Consider the following 25,637-nt stretch of genomic DNA (forward strand, 5'->3'; position numbering starts at 1 on the left):
AAGTTTAATTAGACATCTTTTCAAATTCGCTTATAGAGAGGAATTTGAAGGAAACACGGAACGCAGCACCGCAGCGTACGAAAAAGTACGTGAGGATGCGAGTACCGGATTGACGTACAAGTTACCTCTAGAAGTAGAATTTGGGAAGATGTCTATTACAAAATGGTTGTGTATAAGTTGTATAATGGTCATAGCGATGATTGTTATAGGGGGGATAACAAGGCTTACTGGTTCTGGTTTATCTATAGTTGAGTGGCGTCCGGTAACCGGTATTTTGCCGCCTTTTAGTTTTGAAAGCTGGCAAGCGGAATTTGCTAAATATAAAGCTTTTCCTGAATATAACTCTGTTAATTACGGAATGACTTTATCGCAGTTTAAGTTTATTTATCTGTTAGAGTTTATACATCGATTACTCGGTAGAATTACAGCTTTAATATATATTGTACCTTTAATATATTTTTATTTTAAAGATGTTATAAAAAATCGTGACATGCTACCTTATATAATTGCTTTGTTGTTGTTTTGCGTACAAGGCTTTATGGGATGGTATATGGTTAAAAGCGGCTTGTTGAATAGCCCGTCTGTTAGTCATTTTCGACTTGCTTTTCATTTAATTATCGCCGTAATTATTTATCACATACTTTTTTATCAATTAATAAAAAATCGTTGTGATATTTTGTTAATACCGTCACAAACAGATTTAAAATTACCATTAATATTTTCCGGTATTGCTATTACTGTAATATATGTGCAAATTTTTTTAGGTGCTTTAGTTGCAGGGCTTGATTCAGGGCTGATATATAATAGTTTTCCGCTAATGGGTGATAGTTTTGTTCCGATGGAGGTAAAAGACAATTTTTTTGATCTTAAAAATTGGTATGATCCGGTTTTTATACAATTCATACATCGTTTAGGCGGCTATAACGTATTTTTGGTTGTTGTGGTTTTGGTAATTTGCTTATTAAAAATAGAACATCCAAAATTAAATAAGATAGCGTATTTTCTAATGATTGCATTATTGATGCAGATATCTACCGGAATAATTACTCTTTTATACTCTGTACCTATAATAATTGCCTCTATACATCAGCTTTTTGCTATAATCCTTTTATCTATAATAATTTGGTGCTATTTTTTAATAAAAAGTAGTTAAAAATATCACCGTGGTCAGTTGGCGTTATTGTGCGGATCGTTTTATGTCATTCCCGCGTAGGCGGGAATCTAGTAAAACCTATAAAAACTTGTTTTTATAGGTTTATTTTTTGAATAAATAACTTCTATATCGATATTTGAAGTTATTTTTCTGGATCCCCGCCTACGCGGGGATGACATCGAGTAGGTTTTTCGATCCATGCAATAGTGCCAATGCCATGCAATAACACAATAAAAAGCTCTAAATGATCATCGATGTCAATACTCCTATTTCTTCTAGATTAGATAAATATTTAAAACGTCTATATCCGTTATTGACTCAAGGAGTAATAGAGAAAGCATTACGTCAAAAACAAATTACCGTTAATTCTCAGAAAGTAGAAGCGAGTTTAAGAGTAAAGGGCGGCGATAAAATTTTTATTAACGATAAGTTTAATTTACCTGTTAAGCAACCCGAAAAATTAGTTTTTACCGATGCTGAAATTAAGCTAGCGAAGAAAATTACTACCGATTATCTGATATATGAAGATGATAATTTAATAGCTATAAATAAACCTGCAGGTCTTGCTACTCAAGGTGGCAGTAAAATAAAATTATCTATTGACTCTGCATTAAAATATTTGAATTATAAAGGTGCTGATTTTAAGCTAGTACATAGGTTAGATAAAGAAACAAGCGGTTTACTCTTAATAGCCAAAAATTATTTAAGTAGTGTAAAACTTCATGATGCTTTTAAAGAAAAATTGGTTGTAAAAACATATTTTGCTGTAACCTATGGAAAGCCAATTAAAAATGTAGGCGAAGTTAGAAGTAATATAGAAAAGAGTAAAGGAAGTACACCTAAAATTACTGATATTGATAGTGAAAATGGTAAACTTGCCATTACTTATTATAAATTACTTAAATCGCTTGATAATAATTTATTTTTAATTGAATTTACGCCGGTTACAGGTAGAATGCATCAATTAAGGTTGCATTCTAAATTATTAGGTTGCCCGATACTTGGAGATGATAAATATGGTAATAAAGAAATAATGCCGTATAGTAAATATATGTTCTTGCATGCTAATAATATATGTTTATCTGAAAAAATTTTTGGTAAAGAGATTAAGTTAGAAGCAAAATTACCGTTTTATTTTACTAGACGTCTTACATAATCGCAGCTAATAAAGAGGAATTTGAAGGAGACACGGAACGTAGAACCGCAGCGTACACTTAGTACGTGAGGATTAGAGTACCGGATCGACGTACAAATTACCTTTAGAAGCAAGTTATGTAAGATGTCTACTGATAAGTTTGTGGAGTGTTGAAGTTATGATTCGTAGATATTTTTTATTGCTGCTTTTTTTAATTACTAATTGTGTTGATTGTTTTGCAGATATACAGCAAAGAATCAATGAAGCAGAAAAAGAATATATAAGTAATAGATTTTTTAATGCCGTTTTTATGTTTGCCGATGATTATAAAACTTTATTAACCGGTGCTAAAGGAATCTTTGCTTTAAACGGTGAGCAATTAAAAGCAAATGAAATGATGCCTATTGCTTCTGCTACAAAGCCTTTTACAGCTGCAGGAATTTTAAAATTACAAGAGCAGGAATTATTAAATATTAACGATAAAATCTATAAATATCTTGATCCGGAAATGTGGGGAGGAAAAGTGCCGGATTGGGCATATAAAATATCTATCCATAATTTATTAACGCATAGTAGCGGTATTGCTGAATATTTTAGTTTTGTTAAACTTGATTTAAATATGCCTAAGAAAGAGATTCATAAGAAAATATTACAATTTGTTTCTTCTAAGCCTTTAGAAATATCTATAGGGAAAAAATTTAAATATAGTAATACTAATTTTGTTATACTTGGTATGATTATCGAAAAGGTGGCTAAAAAAGATTTAGCTAACTTTTTTTATGATGAATTTTTTAAACCTCTTAATATGAAATCTACTAGTTTTGCTTCATATAGTGAAGCCGCTAGAATTCAAAAAAATGTTATTAGTTCTAATTATCCGGTAAGATATTTTTTAACGCCTAATAATAGTAATAAACCTATATTTACTCCTGTAACTGCTGATTTTTTAGCAGTTCCTTGTGCTGACGGCGGTATAATATCAACACCGGTTGATCTTATTAAATGGTATAGGGCATTGAATGAGGGGAAAATTCTTTCTAAGAAGTCGTATAAACTTATGACTACTAAGTATTTTTTAGCAAAAGATATAGAAGGGCGTAAGTCTTATATGGGTTACGGTATTTTCCTTACTGATCTTGATTCTAAGCATTTAATGATTCATTATACGGGAAAAGCCCTTGGAATACAAAGTGAAGCAGGATATGTTTTGCCTGATAATCTTTATTTTGCTATATTAAGTAATACTATGATTAAAATTCCTGAAGAAGAAAAAGATAAAATTGACATGAAAAATCCTTTAAATCAACTTGGAATAATTTATTTCAGAGATGCAATAATAGGAGCAGCTATAAAAAATTAAATAGACTTCTTGTATAACCTATCTTATAAAGAGGAATTTGAAGGAAACACGGAACGCAGCACCGCAGCGTACACTTAGTACGTGAGGATGCGAGTACCGGATTGACATACAAATTACCTTTAGAAGGAGGTTATACAAGAAGTCTAATGAAGATAGTTACTTGGAATATCAATTCATTGCGTTTACGGATCGATTTATTAAGAAAATTAGCACATGAACATCAGCCGGATATTATTTTACTTCAAGAAACAAAGGTAGCTGATTCATTATTTCCTATTGAAGTTATTAAAAATATAGGCTATGAACATGTAATATATGCAGGGCAGAAATCATATAACGGTGTTGCTATTATTTCAAAATTTCCTTTGAATAATGCTTTTTCATTGGAGTTATATAATAGTGATAAAAGGCATATAGCCGCTATAGTTAATGATATAGAAATACATAATTTTTATGTTCCTGCCGGTGGTGATGTACCTGATATCGAGGTAAATACAAAATTTAAGCATAAGCTCGAATATGTAAGGTTAATGCAGGAATGGTTAACTACTAACCGTACTAAAAACGATAAAATTATTATTGTCGGGGACTTGAACATTGCTCCGCATGAACATGATGTATGGTCTAGTAAGCAGCTGCGAAATGTTATCAGCCATACCGATATTGAACGCTCGTTATTGGTAGAGCTACAAAACTCGTTAGGTTTTATCGATAGTAGTAGGCATTTTGTTCCGTTTGACGAAAAGTTTTATACTTGGTGGAGCTATAGAAATATAGATTGGAAAAAATCTAACAGAGGTAGAAGGCTTGATCATATTTGGGTTAGCGATAATTTAAAAGATGCATTATTTTCTATGCATTTACTACCAGAAGCACGTGATTGGCCGCCACCTTCGGATCATGTACCGTATTTTGTGAATTTTAATTTTGATGATTTTTAGTTTTATGTCATTCCCGCGAAAGCGGGAATCCAGAAAAAAATTTAAAAAGCCTGGATCCCGTGGTCAAGCCACGGGATGACAATAGTCTTAAGGAGTAATTAGTGGATATTAAGTTAGGAAAATATAAGCCGACAAAAGAAGAATATATAAAAAGCGTTAAAGATATGCTCCTATTGCGTCGTTTTGAAGAAAAATGCGGGCAGCTATACGGTATGGGAGAAATAGGCGGTTTTTGTCATTTATATATCGGGCAGGAAGCAGTAATTTCTGCGGTAGATATGGTTAAACAAAAAGGAGATAGTACAATTACTAGCTATCGTGATCATGCTCATATTATTTTAGCGGGAACAGAGCCTAAATACGTTCTTGCCGAGCTTATGGGACGAGCTACAGGCTGCTCGAAAGGTAAGGGCGGTTCGATGCATTTATTTGACGTACCGAATAAATTTTACGGTGGACACGGTATAGTCGGAGCTCAAGTACCGATAGGTACAGGGCTTGCTTTTGCCGAGAAATATAATGGTACGAATAATATTTGCTTTACTTTTTTAGGTGATGGTGCGGTTAATCAAGGTCAAGTATATGAAGCCTTTAATATGGCTGCTTTATGGGGTTTACCTGTAGTTTATATTATTGAAAATAACGAATATTCGATGGGGACGTCTGTAGCACGTTCTACCTTTATGCGTGATTTATATAAGAAAGGGGAATCGTTTGGGATTAAAGGATTTCAGCTAGATGGTATGGATTTTGAAGAAATGTATGACGGTTCTAAGCAAGCAGCCGAGTATGTTAGAGAAAATAGCTTTCCGCTGATATTAGAGGTGAAAACTTATCGTTATCGTGGGCATTCGATGTCTGATCCGGCAAAATATCGCAGTAAAGAAGAAGTTGAGCAATATAAAGAGCGTGATCCGTTGGTAATAATAAGAAAAACGATACTCGACAATAAATATGCAACCGAAGCAGATTTAAAAGAAATAGAACAGTCGGTAAAAGAAATTATGAAAGAAGCAGTAGAATTCTCAGAAAATTCACCGCTACCTGATGAGAGGGAGTTGTATACGAATATTTGTCATCCCGTGGCTTGACCACGGCATCCAGTCTTTTTTAATTTTTTTCTGGATTCCCGCGAAAGCGGGAATGACATAAGTACTATAGGAATGACATAGAACATTTAATCAAATAAAAAGAAAAATGCAAATAACGGTACGTGAAGCATTGCGTGATGCGATGCAAGAAGAGATGATAAGAGACGACAAGGTTTTTGTCATAGGTGAGGAAGTTGCAGAATATCAAGGAGCTTATAAGGTAACGCAAGGATTATTAGAGCAGTTTGGTCCTAAGAGAGTAATTGACACGCCAATAACGGAGTATGGTTTTGCAGGGCTTGCAGTCGGGGCAGCTTTTGCAGGACTTCGCCCAATCGTGGAGTTTATGACTTTTAACTTTGCTATGCAAGCATTCGATCATATAGTTAATTCTGCTGCAAAAACGCATTACATGTCAGGCGGGCAGGTAAAATGTCCGATAGTGTTTAGAGGACCAAACGGAGCAGCAAGTAGAGTAGCAGCTCAGCATAGCCAAAATTATACAGCTTGTTATTCTCATATTCCAGGGTTAAAAGTAGTAGCTCCTTATAGTGCCGAAGATCATAAAGGGCTTATGCTCACGGCTATTAGAGACGATAATCCGGTTATTTTTTTGGAAAATGAGATTTTATACGGTCACAGTTTTGACGTACCGGAAACAATCGAGCCTATACCCTTTGGTCAGGCAAAAATTTTAAAAGAAGGTAGTAGCGTCACTATAGTAACTTTCTCAATTCAAGTAAAACTTGCCCTAGATGCTGCAAATATTTTGCAGAATGATAATATTGATTGCGAGGTTATTGATTTACGTACTATTAAGCCTCTTGATACTGAGACGATAATAGAATCGGTGAAAAAAACTAATCGTTTAGTTATAGTCGAAGAAGGGTGGTTTTTTGCCGGTGTCGGTGCAAGTATAGCCTCTATTGTTATGAAAGAAGTATTTGATTATTTAGATGCTCCGATAGAGATTGTAAGCGGCAAAGATGTTCCTCTTCCTTATGCCGTTAATTTAGAAAAATTAGCTTTGCCGAGCGAGATCGATGTAATAGAAGCCGTTAAAAAGGTTTGTTATTATAGTGTTTGATTCCATATTATAAAAGAAAAATAGCAAATTTAAAATGTACAAGTTACGACTTAATCTGATAGAGTTGAGTAATCAGGCAGCTTGATGGGCAATCATCAAATTGTCTGATATTCTCTCTATATTACCAATATTTTTATCTATATTACCAATATTACCAATATTTTTATCTTTAGCAATATAAAGTGAATCTGTAAAAGATTGCATTGGTGTTTTACCAAAGCAATGTTTACCGGAATGAGGTCTTGCATTATTGTAACTCACAAGCCAGTTATCTATATCTGTTTGCAATTCATCAAGTGAATTATAAAATTTTTTGCGGAATAGAATGTGATAGCACTCTTCCTGCATAGTTTTATGGAAACGCTCACAGATACCGTTGGTTTGAGGACTATATGCTTTAGTTTTGGAATGATCGATATTCTCAATGCCAAGATATAGTTGGTAAGCATGGTTTTCTGGTTTTCCACAATATTCCGTACCTCTATCAGTTAATATTCTAAGCAGAGGGATATCATGGTTTGCAAAGAATGGAATAACCTTATCATTTAAGTGGTCTGCAGCTGTAATAGCCGTCTTTTCGGTATAGAGTTTACAAATAGCTACTCCTCAATAGGTATCGACAAAAGTTTGCTGATAAATACGGCCTATGCCTTTAATATTACCAACATAGTAAGTATCTTGTGAACCAAGGTAGCCAGGGTGCATAGTTTCTATTTCACCACTAGCTTCACGTTGGTTTTTAACTTTTTCAAGAACAGCAAGTTGATTATCACTTAAAACAATACCATCATTTGCTACTATAACCCCGATTATGGATAAGGAATAGAGAGGAAGGAAGGTTACAAGAGTTATTAAACCTTATATAAATAGGGCACTGAAGGAGCAAAATAAAGGTTTAATAACATGTGTAAATATACTACAATATTTTGTATAGTAGATAAATTTTGTAAAATTTATGAGAAATGGGTAAAACATCAATTGCTGAAAAGTAATAAGCAAAGATTTAGAGAAGGTAAGCTTTCCTTAAGTGAAGAACTCTCAATAATGATTTTTACCATTTTAGTGCATATAAACATTTAAAAGCTTATTACCAAAACTTTATTATTAATGGTAATTTGTTCAGGAATCCACCTTGTTATGAGAGATTTGTTCAGCTTATTCCTTCATTATTTCTGCCATTGATTGTGATGTTACATTACTTAAGTGGGAAAAGAACGGGAATTTATTATGCAGATTCCACACATTTTGCAGTATGTAAAAATATCAGAATTAATTCTAACAGAACTTTTAATAATCTTGCAAAAATGGGACGTAGTTCTGTCGATTGGTTTTTTGGATTCAAGCTTCATATGATAATCAATGATAAGGGAGAAATTATTGCTGTTAAAATTACCAAAGGTAATGTTGATGACAGAATTGCATTTGAAGCAATGGTTATCAAAAAGGTCTAAAAGGTAAGTGTTATGATGATAAGGGGTTTATTTCAGAAAAAATGTTTACAAAACTTTATAAGCAAGGTTTAATAAAAATTACCGGAATAAGAAAGGATATGAAAAACTATTTATTACCTCTTTTGGATAAAATCCTTTTAAGGAAGAGATTCATTATCGAAACCATTTTTGGCTACATAAAAGAGAATTTTAATATTACTCCTTCCAGACATCGATCACCTATTAATTTTTTTACTTCTTTATTCTCTGCTCTTATTGCTTACCAACTTAAACCTAATAAACCATGTATTTCTTATCCATAATCAGGGTTACTTTAGTCTCTAGAGCTTTTAGACGTTTTTTGAAACTTTCTAAATCATGACGTAACCACACAGATCTAACTCCGCCACCAGAAATGATTATCCCACTCTTGCGTAATTCATTAGCAGCACGTTCCTGACCAAATGCTGGAAATTCAACAGCTATATTAACTACAGCATCCTCTATATTTGCGGGCACACGATTCTTAATGCAAGCTTTACGTCTAGTCATCTCATATAGAGCTTCCCCCCTCCCCACCTTGATCATGGAGCTCTTTGTAACGATAAAATGTATCCCTGCTATAACCCATTACTTTGCAAGCTTGTGATACATTCCCTAATTGTTCAGCGAGTTTTAATAAACCGATTCTTGGCTTTATGATTTTTTCTTGATATGTTGTCATCTGACAGTCTCCTTTTTAGTAGGTTGTTAAAACTTGCCAGGTACTATCTTATCTTTTTTCTTCGTACCCAACAATCCTTAACTGTCAGATCAATTCTTTACTTTTACATTTTAATATTATAAACAATATCTAAACATTGTTAGTTGACTAGCGGCTTTATCAAAAGTAATAGTGTAATTACAGCCGCTAAATATATTTAACTTTCCTATTAAAATATCAGAAAATCCGTCTTATGAGTCTCATACTCTAAAATAGATAGCCATAAGATTTGTTGGTTCTCAAAACTAAATTCAACTGTGCTAAATATTTCTTTTAATACCATAATTATTTGTTCTTTTGAATATTTATACCCTTTTTCTAATACCCAAACTAATTCACATATAACTATATTATTTATGAATATTGAATTTTCTTGACCGAAGTATTTTTTAATTAATTCTGTAGCTTTAACACTTTGTACAAGATCATCTTCTGTTAAGTAACGAACCAAAATATTTGTATCAATTCCTATCATATGAACCTTTAATAATTTGGTTCATTTCTTCTATTGTAAGAGTATTTTTCGGTTTAGGTAAAATATTCTTCAAGTTTTTAAGAGATTTATTTATAGGTATTACCACAAAAGAAATATCTTGTATTATTACTTCTAGCTTACTGCCGGTAGATAAATTTAATTTTTTCCTGATATAAATAGGAATTGTTATCTGTCCTCTGTTAGTTATAGCTACATAATTTGTTTTCATAACAACCTTTAGATATTTTTAGTATATTTTAATAATAACAGAAAAATTTAAAAATGCAGCATTAAAATTCTTTACTTTGCAGCTCTTTTACGGTCGTTAGGGTCAAGCATAGCTTTACGTAGACGAATAGATTTCGGTGTTACTTCAACTCGCTCGTCATCCTGTATATAGCTGATTGCCTGCTCTAACGTTAAAAGCATCAGCGGAGTTAGCCTTATAGCTTCGTCTTTACCTGCTGCTCTAACATTGCTTAATTGCTTCGCTTTTAGTGGGTTTACCTCTAAATCATTATCACGATTATGTTCGCCGATAATCATACCTCTATATACTTTATCGCTAGGGTTTATAAACATTTTCCCCCTTTCTTCTAGATTCGATAGAGCATATGCGACAGCTGCCCCGTCACCGTTAGAGATAAGCACGCCGTTACGTCTTCCCTCGATATTTCCTTTATAATCAGCGTATCCGTGAAAAATACGGTTCATAATTCCTGTACCACGTGTTTCGGTTAGAAATTGGCTGTGATAGCCGATTAATCCTCTAGACGGTCCAATAAACGTAACACGGCTTTTACCTCCGCCTGACGGTCTCATATCAGTCATTTCGGCTTTTCTAAGTGCTAAAGATTTTATGACTACTCCAACATAATCGTCATCAACGTCAACTTGAATTTCTTCCATTGGCTCTTGCTTATTACCTTTCTCATCGGTTTGGAATAATACTTCCGGTCTACTGATAGATAACTCAAATCCTTCACGACGCATAGTTTCGATTAAGATACTAAGTTGTAATTCTCCTCGTCCTGCAACTTGGAAAGCATTTTTTTCAGCTGCTTCGGTAACTTTTAATGCAACGTTACTCTCAAGCTCACGCATTAACCTAGCTCCAATCAAGCTTGATGTTACTTTTGTCCCTTCGCTTCCTGCAAGCGGTGAGTCATTAACGCTAAAAGTCATGGATAAAGTCGGCGGATCGATAGGTAGAGACGGTACGGCCTCAGTTACTTCAGGTGAACATATAGTATCGGCAACGTTGGCATTTTCAACGCCTGCTACGGCAATAATATCACCGGCTGTAGCCTCGTCTATAGCTATTCTTTCTAAGCCTCTAAATGCTAATATTTTAGTGATACGTCCGGTTTCAAGTACTTTATTCTCACGATTTAATACTTTTACGTTTTGGTTGATTTTAACAGTGCCGCTTTGTACACGTCCCGTTAAAACCCTACCGAAGAAAGAATTATATTCTCTAGTAGTAACAAGCATAGAAAATGGGGTTTTATCATCGGCTTCGGGCGTAGGTACATGTGTTACTATAAGGTCGAAAAGCGGTGCTAAATCATCTGCTAAATTGTCTAAAGGATTAATTTTATCATCAAAGTTTAAAGATGCTCTTCCTGCTCTCCCTGATGCATAAACTATAGGGAAGTCAAGCTGATCGTTATTGGCCTCTAACGCTACAAATAGCTCGAATACTTCGTCGATAACTTCTTTAATTCTTTGGTCATCCCTATCTATTTTATTAATAACGACAATAGGTTTTAAGCCGCGATTTAACGCTTTAGAAAGCACAAATTTTGTTTGCGGCATCGGTCCTTCAGAAGCGTCGACAAGTAACACAACACCGTCAACCATGCTTAATATGCGTTCTACTTCACCGCCAAAATCAGCATGTCCCGGCGTATCGACGATATTAATACGGATATCGTTCCACATAAAAGCAGTGCATTTGGCTAGTATGGTAATACCGCGTTCACGCTCAAGATCGTTAGAGTCCATAGCACGCTCGGCTACTGCTTGGTTAGCTCTAAATGTTCCGCTTTGTTTAAGCATGTTATCAACAAGCGTAGTTTTCCCATGATCAACGTGGGCAATAATTGCTATATTACGAATAGATGTCATCTTTAAAAATTCTCACAAGTGTACAATAGTCTTCCGTATTATACACTAAAATACCAAAAATTGGAATAAAGTTCTTGAAAAAGAAATTGATTTAACCTCAGAATAAAAATTACTAAGAATTTTTAAACTTTAAAATAAGAGAAATTAATGAACGATAATACAGCTTTATTTATATTTGATTTTGACAATACTTTAGTTGGACATTCGCATAATTATATCGGGGAGAGGTTAGGAGGTTTAATAGTACGTAATATACAAAATCGCTTTTTTAGATCAGATAGTGAACGTGCTAAGGAAATAGCTAGGCTTGAGCAAAAATTTTCTATAGAGCTGATGGAGAGGTTCCTAGATAATGAAAATTTAGGTTGGAAAAATGAAGAGCAAATAGCACGCCTTTTTAAGAATATTATATTATCTGGTCATAAAATAGCTATAGCATCATTTAATGGTTATCCTCATGCTATAAAATATGCATTAGAAAGGTTACTAGGAAAGGAAGATGAAAAATTTATATAAAATCAGCTTTACCTTCTAATAATTTTGAAGAAATACAAAATTGTACTAAAAAAGAATATATAAGAGCAATAATGAATAATACCGAAATAACTAATAAAAAAAACATATTTTCCATGGATGATGATATTAAACATGTCAATGCTGCAAAAGACTATGGTATTACAGCAGTTTTGGTTAAGAACAAGGGAACTGAGCATATTCATAAAGCTTTTAATTTTTTATATGAATTTAATGAACAGCATGAAATTTATGTTGAACTAGAAGAACCTGCTACTGAACCGCTGAGTGATGAAGAGAATACCTGTTTAAGTCCTGGAGCAATAACAGCTATTCCGTTTGATCCAATTTCAAGGGAGGATTATTTGGATAGTGAATATACACCATGGGGAGGCGGGGATGTGCCAATGTTAGGTAAAGGTTAAGTTTTTAATTATAGACAAATCACCTGATGTTATTTATTCTTAAATTAATAGGGGTGTTGCTCCCATGTCATCCCCGCGTAGGCGGGAATGACATCCTTAAATATAACACTTAAGTCTAGATTATAGGATCAAGGATGATATACCGAATATTATGTTTATGCATATTCATAATAAATTTCTCAATGATCACGGAGGCACAAAACGTGCCGATTAAAGAAGATAATTTTAAAGTTAAAGTAGCTGTTGCTGATGTACAATCTATATTGGAAGGTTCGATAGCTATAAAAGATTTGCGTAATAAAATCGAAAAGCTTAATCATAAAATTCAAGAGGATATTGCTGCAAAAGAAGCAAAATTTAAACCACTGGAAGAGAAGCTGCTAAATGAGCGTTCTAATTTAAGTGAAACCGAATTTGAGCATAAAGTAAACGAATTTAATGCAAAAGTTAGCCACGTTAGAAAAGAAATTCAGATTAAGAAAACAAAGCTTGAACAAGCCCACGCTGAGGCTATGAGTAGAGTACATGAAACAACTATTACAATAATTAGTGAACTTGCTGAGAAATATAACCTTAATTTGGTAATTCCAAGTGCTCAAGTCTTATATGCCAAAAATAATTTGAATATAACTTCCGAAGTGACTTTTATGTTGAATGAAAGGTTAAAAGAAGTAACTATAAACTATTAATGGCGTTGTTGTATGGTTTAGTTTAACGTCATTGCGAGGAAAATTACAAAGTAATTGACGAAGCAATCTCAGGATATTTGACGAGATTGCCACGCAGCCTACGGCTGCTCGCAATGACGTGGTGGTATCCACACGAGCAGTGCTATTATTTAACGAGAGTATTTAATATGGCAGAATTTACACCGATTACAATTGCATACGGGGACGGTATAGGGTCTGAAATAATGGAGGCAGTGCTTTATATATTATGTAAAGCCGAAGCTCGTATTCGTTTAGAAACCATTGAAGTAGGTGAAAAGCTTTACAAGAAGCATTATACTTCAGGCATAAGCGAGGAAAGTTGGGAATCAATACAACGTACCGGTATTATACTTAAGGCTCCGATTACTACTCCGCAAGGTGGAGGATATAAAAGTTTAAACGTCACGATTCGTAAAACATTACAGCTTTTTGCTAATATTCGTCCTTCTGTTTCGTTTCATCCTTTTACTAAAACACTACATCCAAATCTAAACCTAACTATTATACGTGAAAATGAAGAAGATTTATACGCAGGTATAGAATACCGTCAAACGTATAATATGTATGAGTCGGTTAAGTTAATTAGTCGTATCGGTTGTGAAAAAATTATTAGATATGCTTTTGAATATGCGGTAAAAAATAACCGTAAAAAAGTCACGTGTTTAAGCAAAGATAATATTATGAAATTTTCCGATGGGGTTTTTCATAAAGTATTTAATGAGATTGCAAAAGAATATCCGCAAATTAATAATGAGCATTATATTATCGATATCGGTACGGCAAGGCTTGCTACCAAACCGGAAATATTTGACGTTATCGTGACTTCTAATTTATACGGCGATATTATCTCTGATGTAGCAGCTGAAATTTCAGGCTCGGTAGGGCTTGCAGGTTCTGCAAATATCGGGCAGTATTATGCTATGTTTGAAGCGGTACATGGAAGTGCTCCCGATATTGCAGGCAAAGATATTGCTAATCCGTCAGGGCTTTTAAATGCTGCTATAATGATGCTAGTACATATAGGGCAGGGTGATATCGCTACATTAATCGAAAATGCTTGGAAAAAAACTATAGAGGATGGGATTCACACGACGGATATATATAACGAGCAGAGTTCTAGTAAAAAAGTCGGTACCAAAGAATTTGCCGAAGAAGTAACAAAAAGATTAGGACAGATACCGACAAAACTACCTAAAGCAGATTATCCATTAATTGCAGAGAAACAAGAAAATAATATAGAGTATAAGATTGATACCAAAGAAGTTAAGAAATTGGTTGGTACGGATATTTTTATGAATATGGATGTATCTTCCGCTCACGATATAGCAGATAAAGTTAATAAGCTTGATCTTGGTAATTTTGAGCTAAAAACTATATCTTCCAAAGGGCTAAAATTATGGCCTCGTGATGCAAGATATGAAACTGTTTCCGATCATTGGTGTTGTCGTTTTATGAATAAAGACGGCATGGAAATAAAGCATTTAGATATAACAAGATTGCTTGAAGCTTTAAGCAAAGCAAATATCGACTTTATCAAAGTAGAGAATTTATTTGAGTTTGATGGTGTGGCAGGTTATAGCTTGGCTCAGGGTGAGTGAACGAATTATTGTCACCCCGTGGCTTGACCACGGGGTCCAGAAAAAAATTAAAAAAGACTGGATACCGTGGTCAAGCCACGGTATGACACCGAGCACGTTTTTCGATCCACGCAACAATGCCTCGCGGGAATGACATAGAAGTGCATAATGAAATAACAAAGAAATAAAAACAATGACATTATACTATATCGGAATATTATTAGTAATTATTGGATTATTTGTTATATTTTCAGGGATAATCGGGTTTTTTAGATTTCCTGATTTTTATACTAAATTACATGCTGCAAGTGTTATTGAGAGTTTTGGAGTGCCTATTTGCTTAATAGGTTTTGCGTGCATTGAAGCAAATATTGTTAACTCTATTAAATTAATTTTAGCGGCTTTATTGATTTTTCTACTAAATCCGGTAGCAACTCATGCACTTGGTAAAGCATCTTTATTTATGAAAATTAGAGCTTATAGTACCGTCATTGCGAGGAAAATTACGAAGTAATTGACGAAGCAATCTCAGGATGCTTGATAAGATTGCCACGTCGAAACTACGTTTCTCCTCGCAATGACGTTAAATTTTAACAACCATATGACAGTAAATACAGCTTTAAATTTTGATCTCGGCAATTACCTACTTAACTTAATTGCTTTTTTATTAATTTTAATATCCATAAAAATAATTTTTGCTAAAGATTTACTAAATGCAGTTATTGCTTCCTCTGTATTTAGCTTATTAATCGGTGTATCTTATCTTATTATGGATGCTCCTGATGTCGCAATGACCGAAGCAGCACTTGGAGCTTGCTTATCAACATGCGTATATTTGAATTTGTTGCGTAAATTACCTTCGGATTTAAAGAATATTGAGAGAACTAATATTATTCCAGCAAGTTTAATATGTTTATTGTTTGTAGTAACTCTTGCTTATATGGGGCTAGAATTACCGAATTACGGTGATGATAATGCTCCTATTCATATGCATTCAAGTAAATATTATATCGAAAATACCTCTAGAGATATAGGTGTACCTTCTTTTGTTGCGGCTATTCTTGCAAGTTATCGTGGATATGATACTTTAGGTGAAACTAGCGTAATTTTAATTGCAGGAATTGCTGTATTATTGGTATTTTCAAAGGAGGGTGTCATCCCGTGGCTTGACCACGGTATCTCAGGACACAGCAGGCGATACAAGATCCCGTGGTCAAGACACGGGATGACAAATCCAATAATAAAATATATCACTAGTTTTATAATACCTTATATAATTTTATATAGTATATATATTCAGCTTAACGGTGAGTCTTCGCCGGGTGGTGGGTTTCAAGCAGGTGTTATATTTGCATCTAGTCTTATTGCTTATGATTTAGTTTACGGTAATCGAAAATTAAGCCGGTATTTTCCTCCTAGTGTGCTAATTTGTATTGCTGTTTTAGGTGTAGCAATATATGCAATTGTAGGAACAATATCACTATTTTTTAATGATAATTATTTAAATTATTATTCACTAACAAATTTTATCAATGATAAGCTACTTGCTCAGCATATTGCTATAGTTATTGTTGAAATTGGTATAGGTTTGACTGTCGCAGCTATTATGTACTTAATTTACAACGTATTTAATAATTATGAATAACCTATTTGTATTAATTAAGCGTGAATTTATAGTGCAGAATCGCATTAATAATATAATTAAATATATAGTTATATTTTTTTTATTTTGCATAATTAGTACTGTTTTAATTAATAGTGAAAGGGATATTAACAAATTCGGTTTAATTTTTTCGGTAATTTGTTTATTAATTTCATTAATCGGTTTTTCTTCGGTTATATTTAAATCTGATTTGGAAGACGGAAGCTTAGAGTTATTATTATCAATTGTTAGTCATGAAAAAATTATATTGGCTAAATTTTTTGCTATATTTATCAGTAGTACGGTAGGGCTGGTTTTTGTTTTAGCCATTATTTATGTTTTTTTTGATCAAACTTTGCTTGAGATAGTATTTTTCTTCATTAGTGTATGGATGATATTAGTTTTATCAAGTAGTTTAGTAGTTTTATCTGGTAGCGTGCAATGTTATTTTAAGAAGAATGCTAATTTTGTCGGTACGTTTATTATGCCGTTATTAATTCCGAATATTATAATGACAGGTTTAATATTACAAGATAATAACTTACAATTAATTTTTATTATGATAGGAATTAATTTAGTATTTTTACCGATTTCATTCTTCTTGAGTTCCTATTTAATTAAAAATATTTGTAATATTACGTGATTTTGCTTTATTTTTACTAATGTAGTGATATAAAATAAGATGAATGTTATTAATAATTTTTTTGAGAAAAATATATGTGGCAGGCTTTACGAAGGTTAATTGCAGCAAATCCTATGGGATTTTTTCTGTGGTCTATTATCACTAAATGGTATTTAATTATAGCAGTTGCTTCCTTAATTACTTTATATTATACAGTATTGGGCTTAAAAAAAATTGGGTTTATAGATTATTTTACTGAAACTACAGTCGAGATATTATATACAACTCAAGCAGTTGCTCAAAATTGTACTACAAAACTCGCTCCTAATTGGAATCATTTAGTTAGTTTTTGGAATTGCTTAAGTAATCCTGGAGAATATAAGCATGAAGAAGGGACAGGAGCAAAAGTGTTAGAAGATGAAATAAATAAGCTTACGCCAAAACAAGCAGATAGTGTTGCAGACGCTGAACGTCCTATAATAAATCCTTATGAAGAACTAGAAAATCCAAATAATCTTAATAATACCCCAAGCGGTAGTAATAATAATCGTTAATTTATGTCACTTTAATATTATATGTCGGATACTGAAGATAATAAAAACAAACAAACTACACGTCGTGATTTTATGGTTCTAACGGCTAGTAGTGTTGCAGCGGTTGGGGCCGCATGTACTCTTTGGCCTCTCATTGATTCTTTAAACCCTTCTGCAGACGTGCTAGCTTTATCATCAATTGAGGTTGATTTATCAAATATTGCGGTAGGTCAAACAGTTACGGTTAAATGGCAAGGTAAACCGGTTTTTATTACTAACCGTACTCCTGATAAAATAGCTGAAGCAAGAGCCGTAAAAATGTCGGAACTTATTGATCCTGAGACTGATGAAGCACGTGTGAAAGTAGGGCATGATAATTGGTTGGTGACTATCGGAATCTGCACGCATTTAGGTTGTGTGCCGCTTGCTAATCAAGGTGAATATGATGGATGGTTCTGTCCGTGCCATGGCTCACAATATGATTCTTCAGGTAGAGTTAGAAGAGGTCCTGCTCCTTTAAATTTAGCAGTACCGCCTTATACCTTTATTAGCGACAAAAAAATTAGAATTGGGTAGTTATTTATGAATGAAGATATTACCCCTAAAAAGCCCTCAATGTCATACCGTGGCTTGACCACGGTATCCAAAAAAACAACTGAAAAACCGATTAATGGTGTGAGTACCGGGTTGACGCACAAATTACCTCTAGAAGTAGAATTTGGGAAGAACTCTATTATTGAGTGGATAGATTATCGTCTACCGATTTTCTCTTTCCTAAAGTATTTTAGCCATTATCAGACTCCAAAAAATCTTAGCTATTTGTGGAATTTAGGCTCTATTGCCGGTATTGCGTTGGTAATTCAGATAATTACCGGTGTGGTGCTTGCTATGCACTATACACCGCATGTTGATCATGCTTTTGATAGTGTTGAGCGAATCATGCGTAACGTGAATTACGGTTGGTTACTGCGTTATACTCATGCGGTAGGTGCATCGATGTTTTTTGCTGCCGTTTATTTGCACATAGCACGGGGACTGTATTACGGTTCTTATAAAGCACCGAGAGAACTGCTTTGGCATATCGGTATTATCATTTTTCTAACCATGATGGCTACTGCGTTTATGGGTTACGTGCTTCCTTGGGGGCAGATGAGCTACTGGGGTGCTACGGTAATTACTAATTTATTCTCGGCTATTCCGCTAATAGGGGGATCTATAGTTACGTGGTTATGGGGTGGTTTTTCCGTTGATAATCCGACATTAAATAGGTTCTTCTCGCTGCATTATTTATTGCCGTTTATTATTGTCGCTCTTGTGATGCTGCATTTAGTAGCCTTACATCAGTATGGTTCAAATAATCCGAAAGGTATCGACGTTAAAAGTCCTAAAGATACTATTCCTTTCCACCCTTATTATACCGTAAAGGATTTTGTCGGTTTCGGAGTTTATTTCATAATATTTGCCTATTTTATTTTTTACGAACCTAATTATTTAGGACATCCCGATAATTACATTCCGGCAAATCCGTTAGTTACGCCTGCTCATATCGTACCTGAATGGTATTTTCTGCCGTTTTATGCGATCCTTAGAGCCGTACCTTCTAAGCTCGGTGGGGTGCTATTAATGTTCGGAAGTATATTCGTGTTATTCTTACTACCTTGGCTTGATACTTCAAAAGTTAGAAGTAGTAATTATAGACCGATATACCGAATTGCTTTTTGGATATTTATGGCAGATTGTTTATTGCTTGGTTATTTAGGCGGACAACCGGCGGAAGAGCCGTATATTACCATTAGCCGCTTTGCTGCTTGTTACTACTTCTTCCATTTCTTAGTAGCTCTGCCGTTGATCGGTAAATATGAAAAACCGCTGCCGCTACCGGAGGAGTTGTAAGAGTTAAGTCATTGCGAAGAGATATGTCATTGCGAGGAAATTGCATAGCAATTGACGAAGCAATCTCAGGAGTTTGTTATTATTTCATGAGATTGCCACGCAGCCTATGGCTGCTTGCAATGACGTTTTTTGTATTATTCAAATTTATGAAGCAACCAATAGTATATATAGTAACTAACGAGAAAAATGGTATACTCTATACTGGTGTTACTTCTAATTTAATAAAAAGAATATACAAACACAAAAATGATACAATTAAGGGGTTTAGTAAAAAGTATAATTGCAAAATTAAATTTTAGTATTTTATGAGATTCATCAAACTATAAATTCAGCAATAAATAGAGAAAAACAAATTAAAACCGGTTCAAGAGACAAAAAAATTAAATTAATAGAACAAACAAATATAAATTGGGATGATTTATATAATGAAATTATTCTGTAATAAAAACATCATTGCAAGGAAAGACAAAATCTCGACACGACAATCTTATAAAATAATAATAATCTCCTGAGATTGCTTCGTCAAAATTTTCAATTTTTCCTCGCAATGACGACTCAAAAAAATTTATGAAAACTAAACTACTTATCTCTATCATCATACTACTAACTTCGTGCTTAAGTTTAGCCAACGAAGAAGCATTACATCCGAAAAAGATGAAATGGTCGTTTGACGGCATATTTGGCACAGTTAATCGTGAAGCAGCACAAAGAGGTTTTCAGGTCTATAAAGAAGTTTGTAGTGTCTGCCACGGTTTAAACAATTTATATTACCGTAATCTTAAAGATATCGGCTTTTCGGATGACGAGATAAAAGAAATCGCCAAAGGCTATACGGTAAAAGACGGACCTAATGATGACGGTGAGATGTTTGACCGTCCCGCTCTTCCCTCCGATCGTTTTGTACCTCCTTACCCTAATGAACAAGCAGCAAGGGCAGCTAATAACGGAGCACATCCTCCTGATCTATCTTTAATAATAAAAGCGCGTCATGACGGAGCTAATTATATATATTCGCTGCTTACCGGCTATACCGAACCACCGGCAGATTTTAAGCTAATGCAAGGGGCTCATTATAATCCGTATTTCCCTGGCGAGCAAATAGCAATGCCGCCGCCGCTTACAGACGGGCAGGTAACCTATATGGACGGTACTAACGCAAGCGTAGAGCATATGTCGCATGATGTTGCGGTATTCCTACAATGGGCAGCTGAGCCGGAAATGGAACATCGTAAATCTATGGGTCTTAAAGTTATGATGTTTTTGGTAGTGTTTACTATCTTTTTCTATATTGCAAAAAACCGTATTTGGTCTAATTTAAAGTAATTCGAAAATCGTCATTGCGAGAAGAAACTGTAAGTTTCGACGAAGCAATCTCAGGAGTTTATAATTTATTATTTCATGAGATTGCCGCACAGTCTACGACTGCTCGCAAGGTATTGTTGCGTGGATCTAAAAACGCGTTCGGTGTCATACCGTGGCTTGACCACAGTATCCAGAAAAACAACTTAAAATAACCCCGATTATGGATAAGAAATACATGGTTTATTAGGTTTAAGTTGGTAAGCAATAAGAGCAGAGAATAGAGAAGTAAAGAAATTAATAGGTGATCGATGTCTGGAAGGAGTAATATTAAAATTCTCTTTTATGTAGCCAAAAATGGTTTCGATAATGAATCTCTTCCTTAAAAGGATTTTATCCAAAAGAGGTAATAAATAGTTTTTCATATCCTTTCTTATTCCGGTAATTTTTATTAAACCTTGCTTATAAAGTTTTGTAAACATTTTTTCTGAAATAAACCCCTTATCATCATAACACTTACCTTTTAGACCTTTTTTGATAACCATTGCTTCAAATGCAATTCTGTCATCAACATTACATTAACGCCGATTATGGATAAGGAATAGAGAGGAAGGCAAGAGTTATTAAACCTTATATAAATAGGGCACTGAAGGAGTAAAATAAAGGTTTAATAACATGTGTAAATATACTACAATATTTTGTATAGTAGATAAATTTTGTAAAATTTATGAGAAATGGGTAAAACATCAATTGCTGAAAAGTAATAAGCAAAGATTTAGAGAAGGTAAGCTTTCCTTAAGTGAAGAACTCTCAATAATGATTTTTACCATTTTAGTGCATATAAACATTTAAAAGCTTATTACCAAAACTTTATTATTAATGGTAATTTGTTCAGGAATCCACCTTGTTATGAGAGATTTGTTCAGCTTATTCCTTCATTATTTCTGCCATTGATTGTGATGTTACATTACTTAAGTGGGAAAAGAACGGGAATTTATTATGCAGATTCCACACATTTTGCAGTATGTAAAAATATCAGAATTAATTCTAACAGAACTTTTAATAATCTTGCAAAAATGGGACGTAGTTCTGTCGATTGGTTTTTTGGATTCAAGCTTCATATGATAATCAATGATAAGGGAGAAATTATTGCTGTTAAAATTACCAAAGGTAATGTTGATGACAGAATTGCATTTGAAGCAATGGTTATCAAAAAAGGTCTAAAAGGTAAGTGTTATGATGATAAGGAGTTTATTTCAGAAAAAATGTTTACAAAACTTTATAAGCAAGGTTTAATAAAAATTACCGGAATAAGAAAGGATATGAAAAACTATTTATTACCTCTTTTGGATAAAATCCTTTTAAGGAAGAGATTCATTATCGAAACCATTTTTGGCTACATAAAAGAGAATTTTAATATTACTCCTTCCAGACATCGATCACCTATTAATTTCTTTACTTCTCTATTCTATGCTCTTATTGCTTACCAACTTAAACCTAATAAACCATGTATTTCTTATCCATAATCGGGGTTAAATAGCTGGTTGAAAGAAAAAAATTTATATTTAGTAGATACAAAATATGTAGATCCTTTTGGTATTCTACGTCCCATTTTTGCAAGATTATTAAAAGTTCTGTTAGAATTAATTCTGATATTTTTACATACTGCAAAATGTGTGGAATCTGCATAATAAATTCCCGTTCTTTTCCCACTTAAGTAATGTAACATCACAATCAATGGCAGAAATAATGAAGGAATAAGCTGAACAAATCTCTCATAACAAGGTGGATTCCTGAACAAATTACCATTAATAATAAAGTTTTGGTAATAAGCTTTTAAATGTTTATATGCACTAAAATGGTAAAAATCATTATTGAGAGTTCTTCACTTAAGGAAAGCTTACCTTCTCTAAATCTTTGCTTATTACTTTTCAGCAATTGATGTTTTACCCATTTCTCATAAATTTTACAAAATTTATCTACTATACAAAATATTGTAGTATATTTACACATGTTATTAAACCTTTATTTTGCTCCTTCAGTGCCCTATTTATATAAGGTTTAATAACTCTTGCAACCTTCCTTCCTCTCTATTCCTTATCCATAATCGGGGTTAGATATATTATGGAGTATAGAAGATCAAACTATTTTTGCGGGGATTATTAGCTTTTATTTTGGTCAACGTACTTTTAGCAAATTATGGAAGTATACTCGATGAACTTTAAAAATTGGCTACGTCATCCTACAAGTCTGCAGTACTCACATATTAAATATATGCTCCGTTCCTCGTCTTGTGGATTCCTTGCTCTTTTTAAAGTTGATCTTCATATACGTATTTTCATTTACTTAGGGAATATATTAGGCTTGAATTTTAAACTAAAAAATATACTTATTTTATTTCTTTGAGATAAAACCTTTCTCTATATAGTTAGGTAATTTTATTAGCTCCTGCTTTAGTTCATTATCTACTCCCATGGTTTCAAATTTTCGATCGACTAAGAAAATTATAGGTTTAGTGTTATGAATAAAGAAGAAGTCAAAATTCGGTTTGTTATCAAAATATCGATTAACACGAGGGAAGAAGTGATAAGCATGAGTAACAATTGCAATTTCGGCGTTATTTAAATCAATATTACTGTTTTCATGTTCTTTATATAAAGTTTTAAATTGTCTGCCGGTATTGGTTTGGTTTTCCGGTAACGTGAAAATATAGAAACTTTCTTTTGGATAATCGGGAATAATATTTTTATCAAGGGCTTCTTTTAGTAAGCTATTATCATATGCTCCGCCGTTAAACAAAATCATCGGTCTGTATTTTTTCAGTTCTTCATATGTTAGGCTAGATATTTGCTTATCAAGTTTTTTAGCTGCAACTTCTCTTGCAATCTCTATGCCAAGCCTCATCCTATTATATCCGTCCTCTTTATCTGCAGCCCCTATATTTTGAGTATCAGAATTAATCGGTATTTTTGTATAAGAATGTCTTGCAGATAAAACCCACACATATTTTATATTTTTATCTATTTCAGGATTTTCGGTTGCATAAATATTTTGTATTTCTGAGATAAAATTCTTGCGGATTTTTTCATTAGCAGGATCAAACTCTAGATTATTTAGATCGGTTATTATCTGCTCAAAATGTTTATCTTGAGTAAATTTTTGATAACTCTGAAATCCTAGAACCAAGGCCATAACTATAATAAATATAGAAATAGCAGCAGTAAAGTTTTTATAGTTTTTCATGTACGGCTGTCATTCCGCGACTTGATCGCGGGATCCAGTTAAAAATACTAATATTATTAGTATTTTTAGTTATTTTTTGGATCCCGTGGTCAAGCCACGGGATGACACCGAGGGCGTTTTCCGGTCCATGCAACAATGCCTCGCATGAATGACAAAATAATTTATTTTTTACCACCCGCATTTATAGATAAGCTTGCGGAAACAAATTCTTCAAGGTCACCGTCAAGCACTCCTTTAGTATCAGAAGTTTCATAATCGGTACGTAAATCTTTCACCATCTGATAAGGCTGTAAAACATATGATCTAATTTGATGCCCCCAGCTATTATCGGTTTTAGTGGCATTCTGCTCGTTAACGCTGTCTGTGCGTTTCTGCATTTCAAGCTCATAGAGTTTTGCTTGAAGCATTTTCATAGCTTGAGCTTTATTTTTATGCTGTGATCTATCGCTTTGGCATTGTGTTACCGTACCGGTCGGTATATGGGTGATACGTACCGCAGAATCGGTAGTATTAACGTGCTGTCCGCCTGCTCCGGATGCTCTAAAAGTATCGATTCTTAAGTCTTTATCCTCAATAGTAATTGCTATATTATCATCAATTTCGGGATATACCCAGCTACTTGCAAAGCTGGTCATTCTTTTACCTGCCGCATTAAACGGAGAAATACGCACTAATCTATGAACGCCCGCTTCGGTCTTAAACCAGCCGTAAGCCAGCTTGCCTATTATCCTAATCGTGCATGATTTAATGCCTGCTTCTTCGCCGTTAATCATATTGATTATCTCGGTTTTAAAGCCGAGTCTTTCGGCAAAACGCAAATACATACGCATCATAATAGACGCCCAGTCATGGCTTTCAGTTCCTCCGGCTCCGGCATTAATCTCTAAAAAGCAATTATTGCCGTCTGTTTCACCTGAAAACAAACATTCCGTTTCAAATTTGGCAGCAATGATGCTTAAATTTTTTAAGTCCTGTTCAATTTGTGAAAGTGTTTCTAAATCGTTTTCGGCTTCAGCCATTTCTTCAAGTTCTAAAGCATCTTTTAAGTTAGATTTGAGTTTATTAAAAGCATTTAGTTTTTCTTCTAGATTACTTTTTTCTCGCAGTAATTTTTGAGCATTGGCTTGATCATTCCATAAACTCGGGTCGGCTGCTAATTCTTTTAGTTCTTTCAGTATTTCAGTTGATGCTTCAACGTCAAAGTGACCTCCAAAGTAGTTCTAAAGACTGCTCAATTTTTTTTACATAATTTTCTATTTCAGCTCGCATTATTTTTTCCTGTTATAAATTTCGATTTTGTTATATATTATCGTGATTGTAGCCGTCATTGCGAGGAAAAACTATAAGTTTTGATGAAGCAATCTCAGGAGTTTGTTATTATTTCATGAGATTGCCACGTTGAGGCTTCGCCTCTCCTCGCAATGAGGCATTGTTGCGTGGATCAATTCCACCGCTGTCATCCCGCGACTTGATTGCGGGATCCAGATTAAAATACTAAATATTTTAATATTTTTTATTGTTTTTTGGATACCGTGGTCAAGCCACGGTATGATACCGAATGCGTTTTTCGATCCACGCAACAAAGTCTTGCAATGACGGGGATGACAAAATACAA

Annotated in this window: 27 protein-coding genes and 8 pseudogenes; 24 read left to right on the forward strand and 11 right to left on the reverse strand. The window is 33.9% G+C overall.

The annotated features are described in order from the left end of the window. The first annotated feature begins 148 nt into the window (after positions 1 to 148). From RMONA_RS03475 to RMONA_RS03500, 8 genes and pseudogenes are all read left to right on the forward strand, one after another. Positions 149 to 1,153, forward strand: coding sequence for a COX15/CtaA family protein (locus RMONA_RS03475; protein WP_037231284.1), 1,005 nt, complete (start codon positions 149 to 151; stop codon positions 1,151 to 1,153). Between the two features lie 244 nt (positions 1,154 to 1,397). Continuing rightward, the gene (locus tag RMONA_RS03480) at positions 1,398 to 2,309 is read left to right on the forward strand and encodes an RluA family pseudouridine synthase (RefSeq protein ID WP_023507677.1); all 912 of its coding nucleotides are present in this window, start codon (positions 1,398 to 1,400) and stop codon (positions 2,307 to 2,309) included. Between the two features lie 5 nt (positions 2,310 to 2,314). Beyond that, positions 2,315 to 2,382 (forward strand): annotated as a pseudogene (locus RMONA_RS11395) (palindromic element RPE1 domain-containing protein); the annotation flags it as partial. A gap of 84 nt (positions 2,383 to 2,466) precedes the next feature. Next, a complete protein-coding gene (locus RMONA_RS03485; protein ID WP_023507678.1) occupies positions 2,467 to 3,648 on the forward strand; it encodes a serine hydrolase domain-containing protein in 1,182 nt (393 codons plus the stop codon). Then, positions 3,649 to 3,818: pseudogene (locus RMONA_RS11400) on the forward strand (palindromic element RPE1 domain-containing protein); the annotation flags it as partial. Then, the gene (gene xth, locus RMONA_RS03490) at positions 3,795 to 4,589 is read left to right on the forward strand and encodes an exodeoxyribonuclease III (RefSeq protein ID WP_023507679.1); all 795 of its coding nucleotides are present in this window, start codon (positions 3,795 to 3,797) and stop codon (positions 4,587 to 4,589) included. The pseudogene RMONA_RS11400 and the gene xth, both read left to right, overlap by 24 nt. 101 nt (positions 4,590 to 4,690) lie before the next feature. Further along, the gene (pdhA, locus tag RMONA_RS03495; RefSeq protein ID WP_023507680.1) at positions 4,691 to 5,680 is read left to right on the forward strand and encodes a pyruvate dehydrogenase (acetyl-transferring) E1 component subunit alpha; all 990 of its coding nucleotides are present in this window, start codon (positions 4,691 to 4,693) and stop codon (positions 5,678 to 5,680) included. A 106-nt stretch (positions 5,681 to 5,786) separates the two neighbouring features. Beyond that, positions 5,787 to 6,767 carry a pyruvate dehydrogenase complex E1 component subunit beta gene (locus RMONA_RS03500; protein WP_023507681.1) on the forward strand — a complete coding sequence of 327 codons (981 nt, stop codon included), beginning with the start codon at positions 5,787 to 5,789 and terminating at the stop codon, positions 6,765 to 6,767. 72 nt (positions 6,768 to 6,839) lie between these two features. Here RMONA_RS03500 and RMONA_RS08190 read toward each other — a convergent pair. Continuing rightward, positions 6,840 to 7,565, reverse strand: a pseudogene (locus RMONA_RS08190) (integrase core domain-containing protein); the annotation flags it as partial. A gap of 389 nt (positions 7,566 to 7,954) precedes the next feature. Between RMONA_RS08190 and RMONA_RS03510 the strand changes: the two are divergent. Beyond that, the gene (locus RMONA_RS03510; RefSeq protein WP_023507103.1) at positions 7,955 to 8,218 is read left to right on the forward strand and encodes a transposase; all 264 of its coding nucleotides are present in this window, start codon (positions 7,955 to 7,957) and stop codon (positions 8,216 to 8,218) included. A gap of 29 nt (positions 8,219 to 8,247) precedes the next feature. Continuing rightward, entirely contained in the window at positions 8,248 to 8,520 is a 273-nt protein-coding gene (locus RMONA_RS03515; RefSeq protein ID WP_046058373.1) for a transposase, read from the forward strand. 7 nt (positions 8,521 to 8,527) lie between these two features. Here the strand turns inward: RMONA_RS03515 and RMONA_RS08195 are convergent. From RMONA_RS08195 to typA, 4 genes and pseudogenes are all read right to left on the reverse strand, one after another. Beyond that, positions 8,528 to 8,921: pseudogene (locus RMONA_RS08195) on the reverse strand (helix-turn-helix domain-containing protein); the annotation flags it as partial. 208 nt (positions 8,922 to 9,129) lie between these two features. Next, a complete protein-coding gene (locus tag RMONA_RS03525; protein WP_023507683.1) occupies positions 9,130 to 9,435 on the reverse strand; it encodes a PIN domain-containing protein in 306 nt (101 codons plus the stop codon). Further along, the gene (locus RMONA_RS03530) at positions 9,422 to 9,664 is read right to left on the reverse strand and encodes an AbrB/MazE/SpoVT family DNA-binding domain-containing protein (protein WP_023507684.1); all 243 of its coding nucleotides are present in this window, start codon (positions 9,662 to 9,664) and stop codon (positions 9,422 to 9,424) included. Before RMONA_RS03530 ends, RMONA_RS03525 begins: the two co-directional genes overlap by 14 nt. Before the next feature lie 71 nt (positions 9,665 to 9,735). Next, positions 9,736 to 11,565: a translational GTPase TypA gene (typA, locus tag RMONA_RS03535; protein WP_023507685.1), complete on the reverse strand. Its 1,830-nt coding sequence runs from the start codon at positions 11,563 to 11,565 to the stop codon at positions 9,736 to 9,738. Positions 11,566 to 11,712: 147 nt separating this feature from the next. On the opposite strand from typA, the pseudogene RMONA_RS11170 reads away from it, so the two are divergent. The 13 genes and pseudogenes from RMONA_RS11170 to RMONA_RS09605 all read left to right on the forward strand — a co-directional run. After that, a pseudogene (locus RMONA_RS11170) lies at positions 11,713 to 11,937 on the forward strand (hypothetical protein); the annotation flags it as partial. Positions 11,938 to 12,152: 215 nt separating this feature from the next. Beyond that, positions 12,153 to 12,503, forward strand: a complete 351-nt coding sequence (locus tag RMONA_RS03545; RefSeq protein ID WP_172643938.1) for a hypothetical protein — start codon at positions 12,153 to 12,155, stop codon at positions 12,501 to 12,503. A 134-nt stretch (positions 12,504 to 12,637) separates the two neighbouring features. Next, entirely contained in the window at positions 12,638 to 13,192 is a 555-nt protein-coding gene (locus RMONA_RS03550; protein ID WP_023507688.1) for an OmpH family outer membrane protein, read from the forward strand. A 167-nt stretch (positions 13,193 to 13,359) separates the two neighbouring features. Continuing rightward, positions 13,360 to 14,811 (forward strand): NADP-dependent isocitrate dehydrogenase, encoded by a 1,452-nt coding sequence (locus RMONA_RS03555; protein ID WP_023507689.1) that lies wholly within the window; start codon positions 13,360 to 13,362, stop codon positions 14,809 to 14,811. A 172-nt stretch (positions 14,812 to 14,983) separates the two neighbouring features. Then, positions 14,984 to 15,304 carry a Na+/H+ antiporter subunit G gene (locus RMONA_RS03560; RefSeq protein ID WP_008580279.1) on the forward strand — a complete coding sequence of 107 codons (321 nt, stop codon included), beginning with the start codon at positions 14,984 to 14,986 and terminating at the stop codon, positions 15,302 to 15,304. A gap of 63 nt (positions 15,305 to 15,367) precedes the next feature. After that, entirely contained in the window at positions 15,368 to 16,435 is a 1,068-nt protein-coding gene (locus RMONA_RS03565) for a DUF4040 domain-containing protein (protein ID WP_023507690.1), read from the forward strand. Continuing rightward, the gene (locus RMONA_RS03570) at positions 16,428 to 17,075 is read left to right on the forward strand and encodes a heme exporter protein CcmB (RefSeq protein WP_023507691.1); all 648 of its coding nucleotides are present in this window, start codon (positions 16,428 to 16,430) and stop codon (positions 17,073 to 17,075) included. Before RMONA_RS03565 ends, RMONA_RS03570 begins: the two co-directional genes overlap by 8 nt. Before the next feature lie 74 nt (positions 17,076 to 17,149). Then, complete coding sequence (locus RMONA_RS03575) at positions 17,150 to 17,608, forward strand: DUF2670 domain-containing protein (RefSeq protein ID WP_023507692.1); 459 nt, start codon at positions 17,150 to 17,152, stop codon at positions 17,606 to 17,608. Positions 17,609 to 17,629: 21 nt separating this feature from the next. Continuing rightward, entirely contained in the window at positions 17,630 to 18,163 is a 534-nt protein-coding gene (gene petA, locus RMONA_RS03580) for a ubiquinol-cytochrome c reductase iron-sulfur subunit (protein ID WP_023507693.1), read from the forward strand. 111 nt (positions 18,164 to 18,274) lie between these two features. Continuing rightward, the gene (locus tag RMONA_RS03585; RefSeq protein ID WP_037231305.1) at positions 18,275 to 19,480 is read left to right on the forward strand and encodes a cytochrome b/b6; all 1,206 of its coding nucleotides are present in this window, start codon (positions 18,275 to 18,277) and stop codon (positions 19,478 to 19,480) included. Between the two features lie 146 nt (positions 19,481 to 19,626). Further along, the gene (locus RMONA_RS11405) at positions 19,627 to 19,779 is read left to right on the forward strand and encodes a GIY-YIG nuclease family protein (protein WP_410526350.1); all 153 of its coding nucleotides are present in this window, start codon (positions 19,627 to 19,629) and stop codon (positions 19,777 to 19,779) included. A gap of 268 nt (positions 19,780 to 20,047) precedes the next feature. Continuing rightward, positions 20,048 to 20,803 carry a cytochrome c1 gene (locus tag RMONA_RS03595; protein WP_023507696.1) on the forward strand — a complete coding sequence of 252 codons (756 nt, stop codon included), beginning with the start codon at positions 20,048 to 20,050 and terminating at the stop codon, positions 20,801 to 20,803. Positions 20,804 to 20,817: 14 nt separating this feature from the next. Beyond that, positions 20,818 to 20,994, forward strand: a complete 177-nt coding sequence (locus RMONA_RS09605; protein ID WP_172643942.1) for a hypothetical protein — start codon at positions 20,818 to 20,820, stop codon at positions 20,992 to 20,994. Positions 20,995 to 21,000: 6 nt separating this feature from the next. On the opposite strand, the gene RMONA_RS03600 is transcribed toward RMONA_RS09605, so the two are convergent. After that, positions 21,001 to 21,324, reverse strand: a complete 324-nt coding sequence (locus RMONA_RS03600) for a transposase (RefSeq protein WP_023507427.1) — start codon at positions 21,322 to 21,324, stop codon at positions 21,001 to 21,003. Between the two features lie 291 nt (positions 21,325 to 21,615). Between RMONA_RS03600 and RMONA_RS03605 the strand changes: the two are divergent. Next, positions 21,616 to 22,305 (forward strand): annotated as a pseudogene (locus RMONA_RS03605) (IS982 family transposase); the annotation flags it as partial. On the opposite strand, the gene RMONA_RS03610 reads toward RMONA_RS03605, so the two are convergent. From RMONA_RS03610 to RMONA_RS10275, 5 genes and pseudogenes are all read right to left on the reverse strand, one after another. Next, on the reverse strand, positions 22,296 to 22,508 hold the full coding sequence (locus RMONA_RS03610) for a transposase (RefSeq protein ID WP_046058381.1): 213 nt from the start codon (positions 22,506 to 22,508) through the stop codon (positions 22,296 to 22,298). The pseudogene RMONA_RS03605 and the gene RMONA_RS03610 overlap by 10 nt on opposite strands. Before the next feature lie 892 nt (positions 22,509 to 23,400). Then, positions 23,401 to 23,584, reverse strand: a pseudogene (locus tag RMONA_RS11175) (hypothetical protein). Between the two features lie 439 nt (positions 23,585 to 24,023). Next, a pseudogene (locus RMONA_RS11410) lies at positions 24,024 to 24,203 on the reverse strand (hypothetical protein); the annotation flags it as partial. Further along, a protein-coding gene (gene prfB / locus RMONA_RS03625; RefSeq protein WP_096001015.1) for a peptide chain release factor 2 occupies positions 24,184 to 25,291 on the reverse strand; the annotation gives its coding sequence in 2 pieces (ribosomal slippage) (positions 24,184 to 25,221 and positions 25,223 to 25,291; 1,107 coding nt in all). The pseudogene RMONA_RS11410 and the gene prfB, both read right to left, overlap by 20 nt. A gap of 113 nt (positions 25,292 to 25,404) precedes the next feature. Continuing rightward, a complete protein-coding gene (locus RMONA_RS10275) occupies positions 25,405 to 25,602 on the reverse strand; it encodes a hypothetical protein (RefSeq protein ID WP_242402876.1) in 198 nt (65 codons plus the stop codon). Positions 25,603 to 25,637: the final 35 nt, after the last annotated feature.

The sequence above is a fragment of the Rickettsia monacensis genome, from assembly GCF_000499665.2.
Taxonomy (GTDB): Bacteria; Pseudomonadota; Alphaproteobacteria; order Rickettsiales; family Rickettsiaceae; genus Rickettsia; species Rickettsia tamurae.

Excerpts from the sequence above, each read along its gene's own strand:
- RMONA_RS03475 (WP_037231284.1), top strand. The coding sequence starts at position 149 with ATGTCTATTACAAAATGGTTGTGTATAAGTTGTATAATGGTCATAGCG.
- RMONA_RS03500 (WP_023507681.1), top strand. The coding sequence starts at position 5,787 with ATGCAAATAACGGTACGTGAAGCATTGCGTGATGCGATGCAAGAAGAG.
- RMONA_RS03565 (WP_023507690.1), top strand. The coding sequence starts at position 15,368 with ATGACGTTAAATTTTAACAACCATATGACAGTAAATACAGCTTTAAAT.
- RMONA_RS03595 (WP_023507696.1), top strand. The coding sequence starts at position 20,048 with ATGAAAACTAAACTACTTATCTCTATCATCATACTACTAACTTCGTGC.
- RMONA_RS03480 (WP_023507677.1), top strand. The coding sequence starts at position 1,398 with ATGATCATCGATGTCAATACTCCTATTTCTTCTAGATTAGATAAATAT.
- RMONA_RS03560 (WP_008580279.1), top strand. The coding sequence starts at position 14,984 with ATGACATTATACTATATCGGAATATTATTAGTAATTATTGGATTATTT.
- RMONA_RS03610 (WP_046058381.1), bottom strand. The coding sequence starts at position 22,508 with ATGTTACATTACTTAAGTGGGAAAAGAACGGGAATTTATTATGCAGAT.
- RMONA_RS03525 (WP_023507683.1), bottom strand. The coding sequence starts at position 9,435 with ATGATAGGAATTGATACAAATATTTTGGTTCGTTACTTAACAGAAGAT.
- RMONA_RS03570 (WP_023507691.1), top strand. The coding sequence starts at position 16,428 with ATGAATAACCTATTTGTATTAATTAAGCGTGAATTTATAGTGCAGAAT.
- RMONA_RS03575 (WP_023507692.1), top strand. The coding sequence starts at position 17,150 with ATGTGGCAGGCTTTACGAAGGTTAATTGCAGCAAATCCTATGGGATTT.
- RMONA_RS03485 (WP_023507678.1), top strand. The coding sequence starts at position 2,467 with ATGATTCGTAGATATTTTTTATTGCTGCTTTTTTTAATTACTAATTGT.
- RMONA_RS03555 (WP_023507689.1), top strand. The coding sequence starts at position 13,360 with ATGGCAGAATTTACACCGATTACAATTGCATACGGGGACGGTATAGGG.
- RMONA_RS03530 (WP_023507684.1), bottom strand. The coding sequence starts at position 9,664 with ATGAAAACAAATTATGTAGCTATAACTAACAGAGGACAGATAACAATT.
- RMONA_RS11405 (WP_410526350.1), top strand. The coding sequence starts at position 19,627 with ATGAAGCAACCAATAGTATATATAGTAACTAACGAGAAAAATGGTATA.
- xth (WP_023507679.1), top strand. The coding sequence starts at position 3,795 with ATGAAGATAGTTACTTGGAATATCAATTCATTGCGTTTACGGATCGAT.
- RMONA_RS03550 (WP_023507688.1), top strand. The coding sequence starts at position 12,638 with ATGATATACCGAATATTATGTTTATGCATATTCATAATAAATTTCTCA.
- RMONA_RS03545 (WP_172643938.1), top strand. The coding sequence starts at position 12,153 with ATGAATAATACCGAAATAACTAATAAAAAAAACATATTTTCCATGGAT.
- RMONA_RS03600 (WP_023507427.1), bottom strand. The coding sequence starts at position 21,324 with ATGGTTATCAAAAAAGGTCTAAAAGGTAAGTGTTATGATGATAAGGGG.
- typA (WP_023507685.1), bottom strand. The coding sequence starts at position 11,565 with ATGACATCTATTCGTAATATAGCAATTATTGCCCACGTTGATCATGGG.
- petA (WP_023507693.1), top strand. The coding sequence starts at position 17,630 with ATGTCGGATACTGAAGATAATAAAAACAAACAAACTACACGTCGTGAT.
- RMONA_RS03510 (WP_023507103.1), top strand. The coding sequence starts at position 7,955 with ATGTTACATTACTTAAGTGGGAAAAGAACGGGAATTTATTATGCAGAT.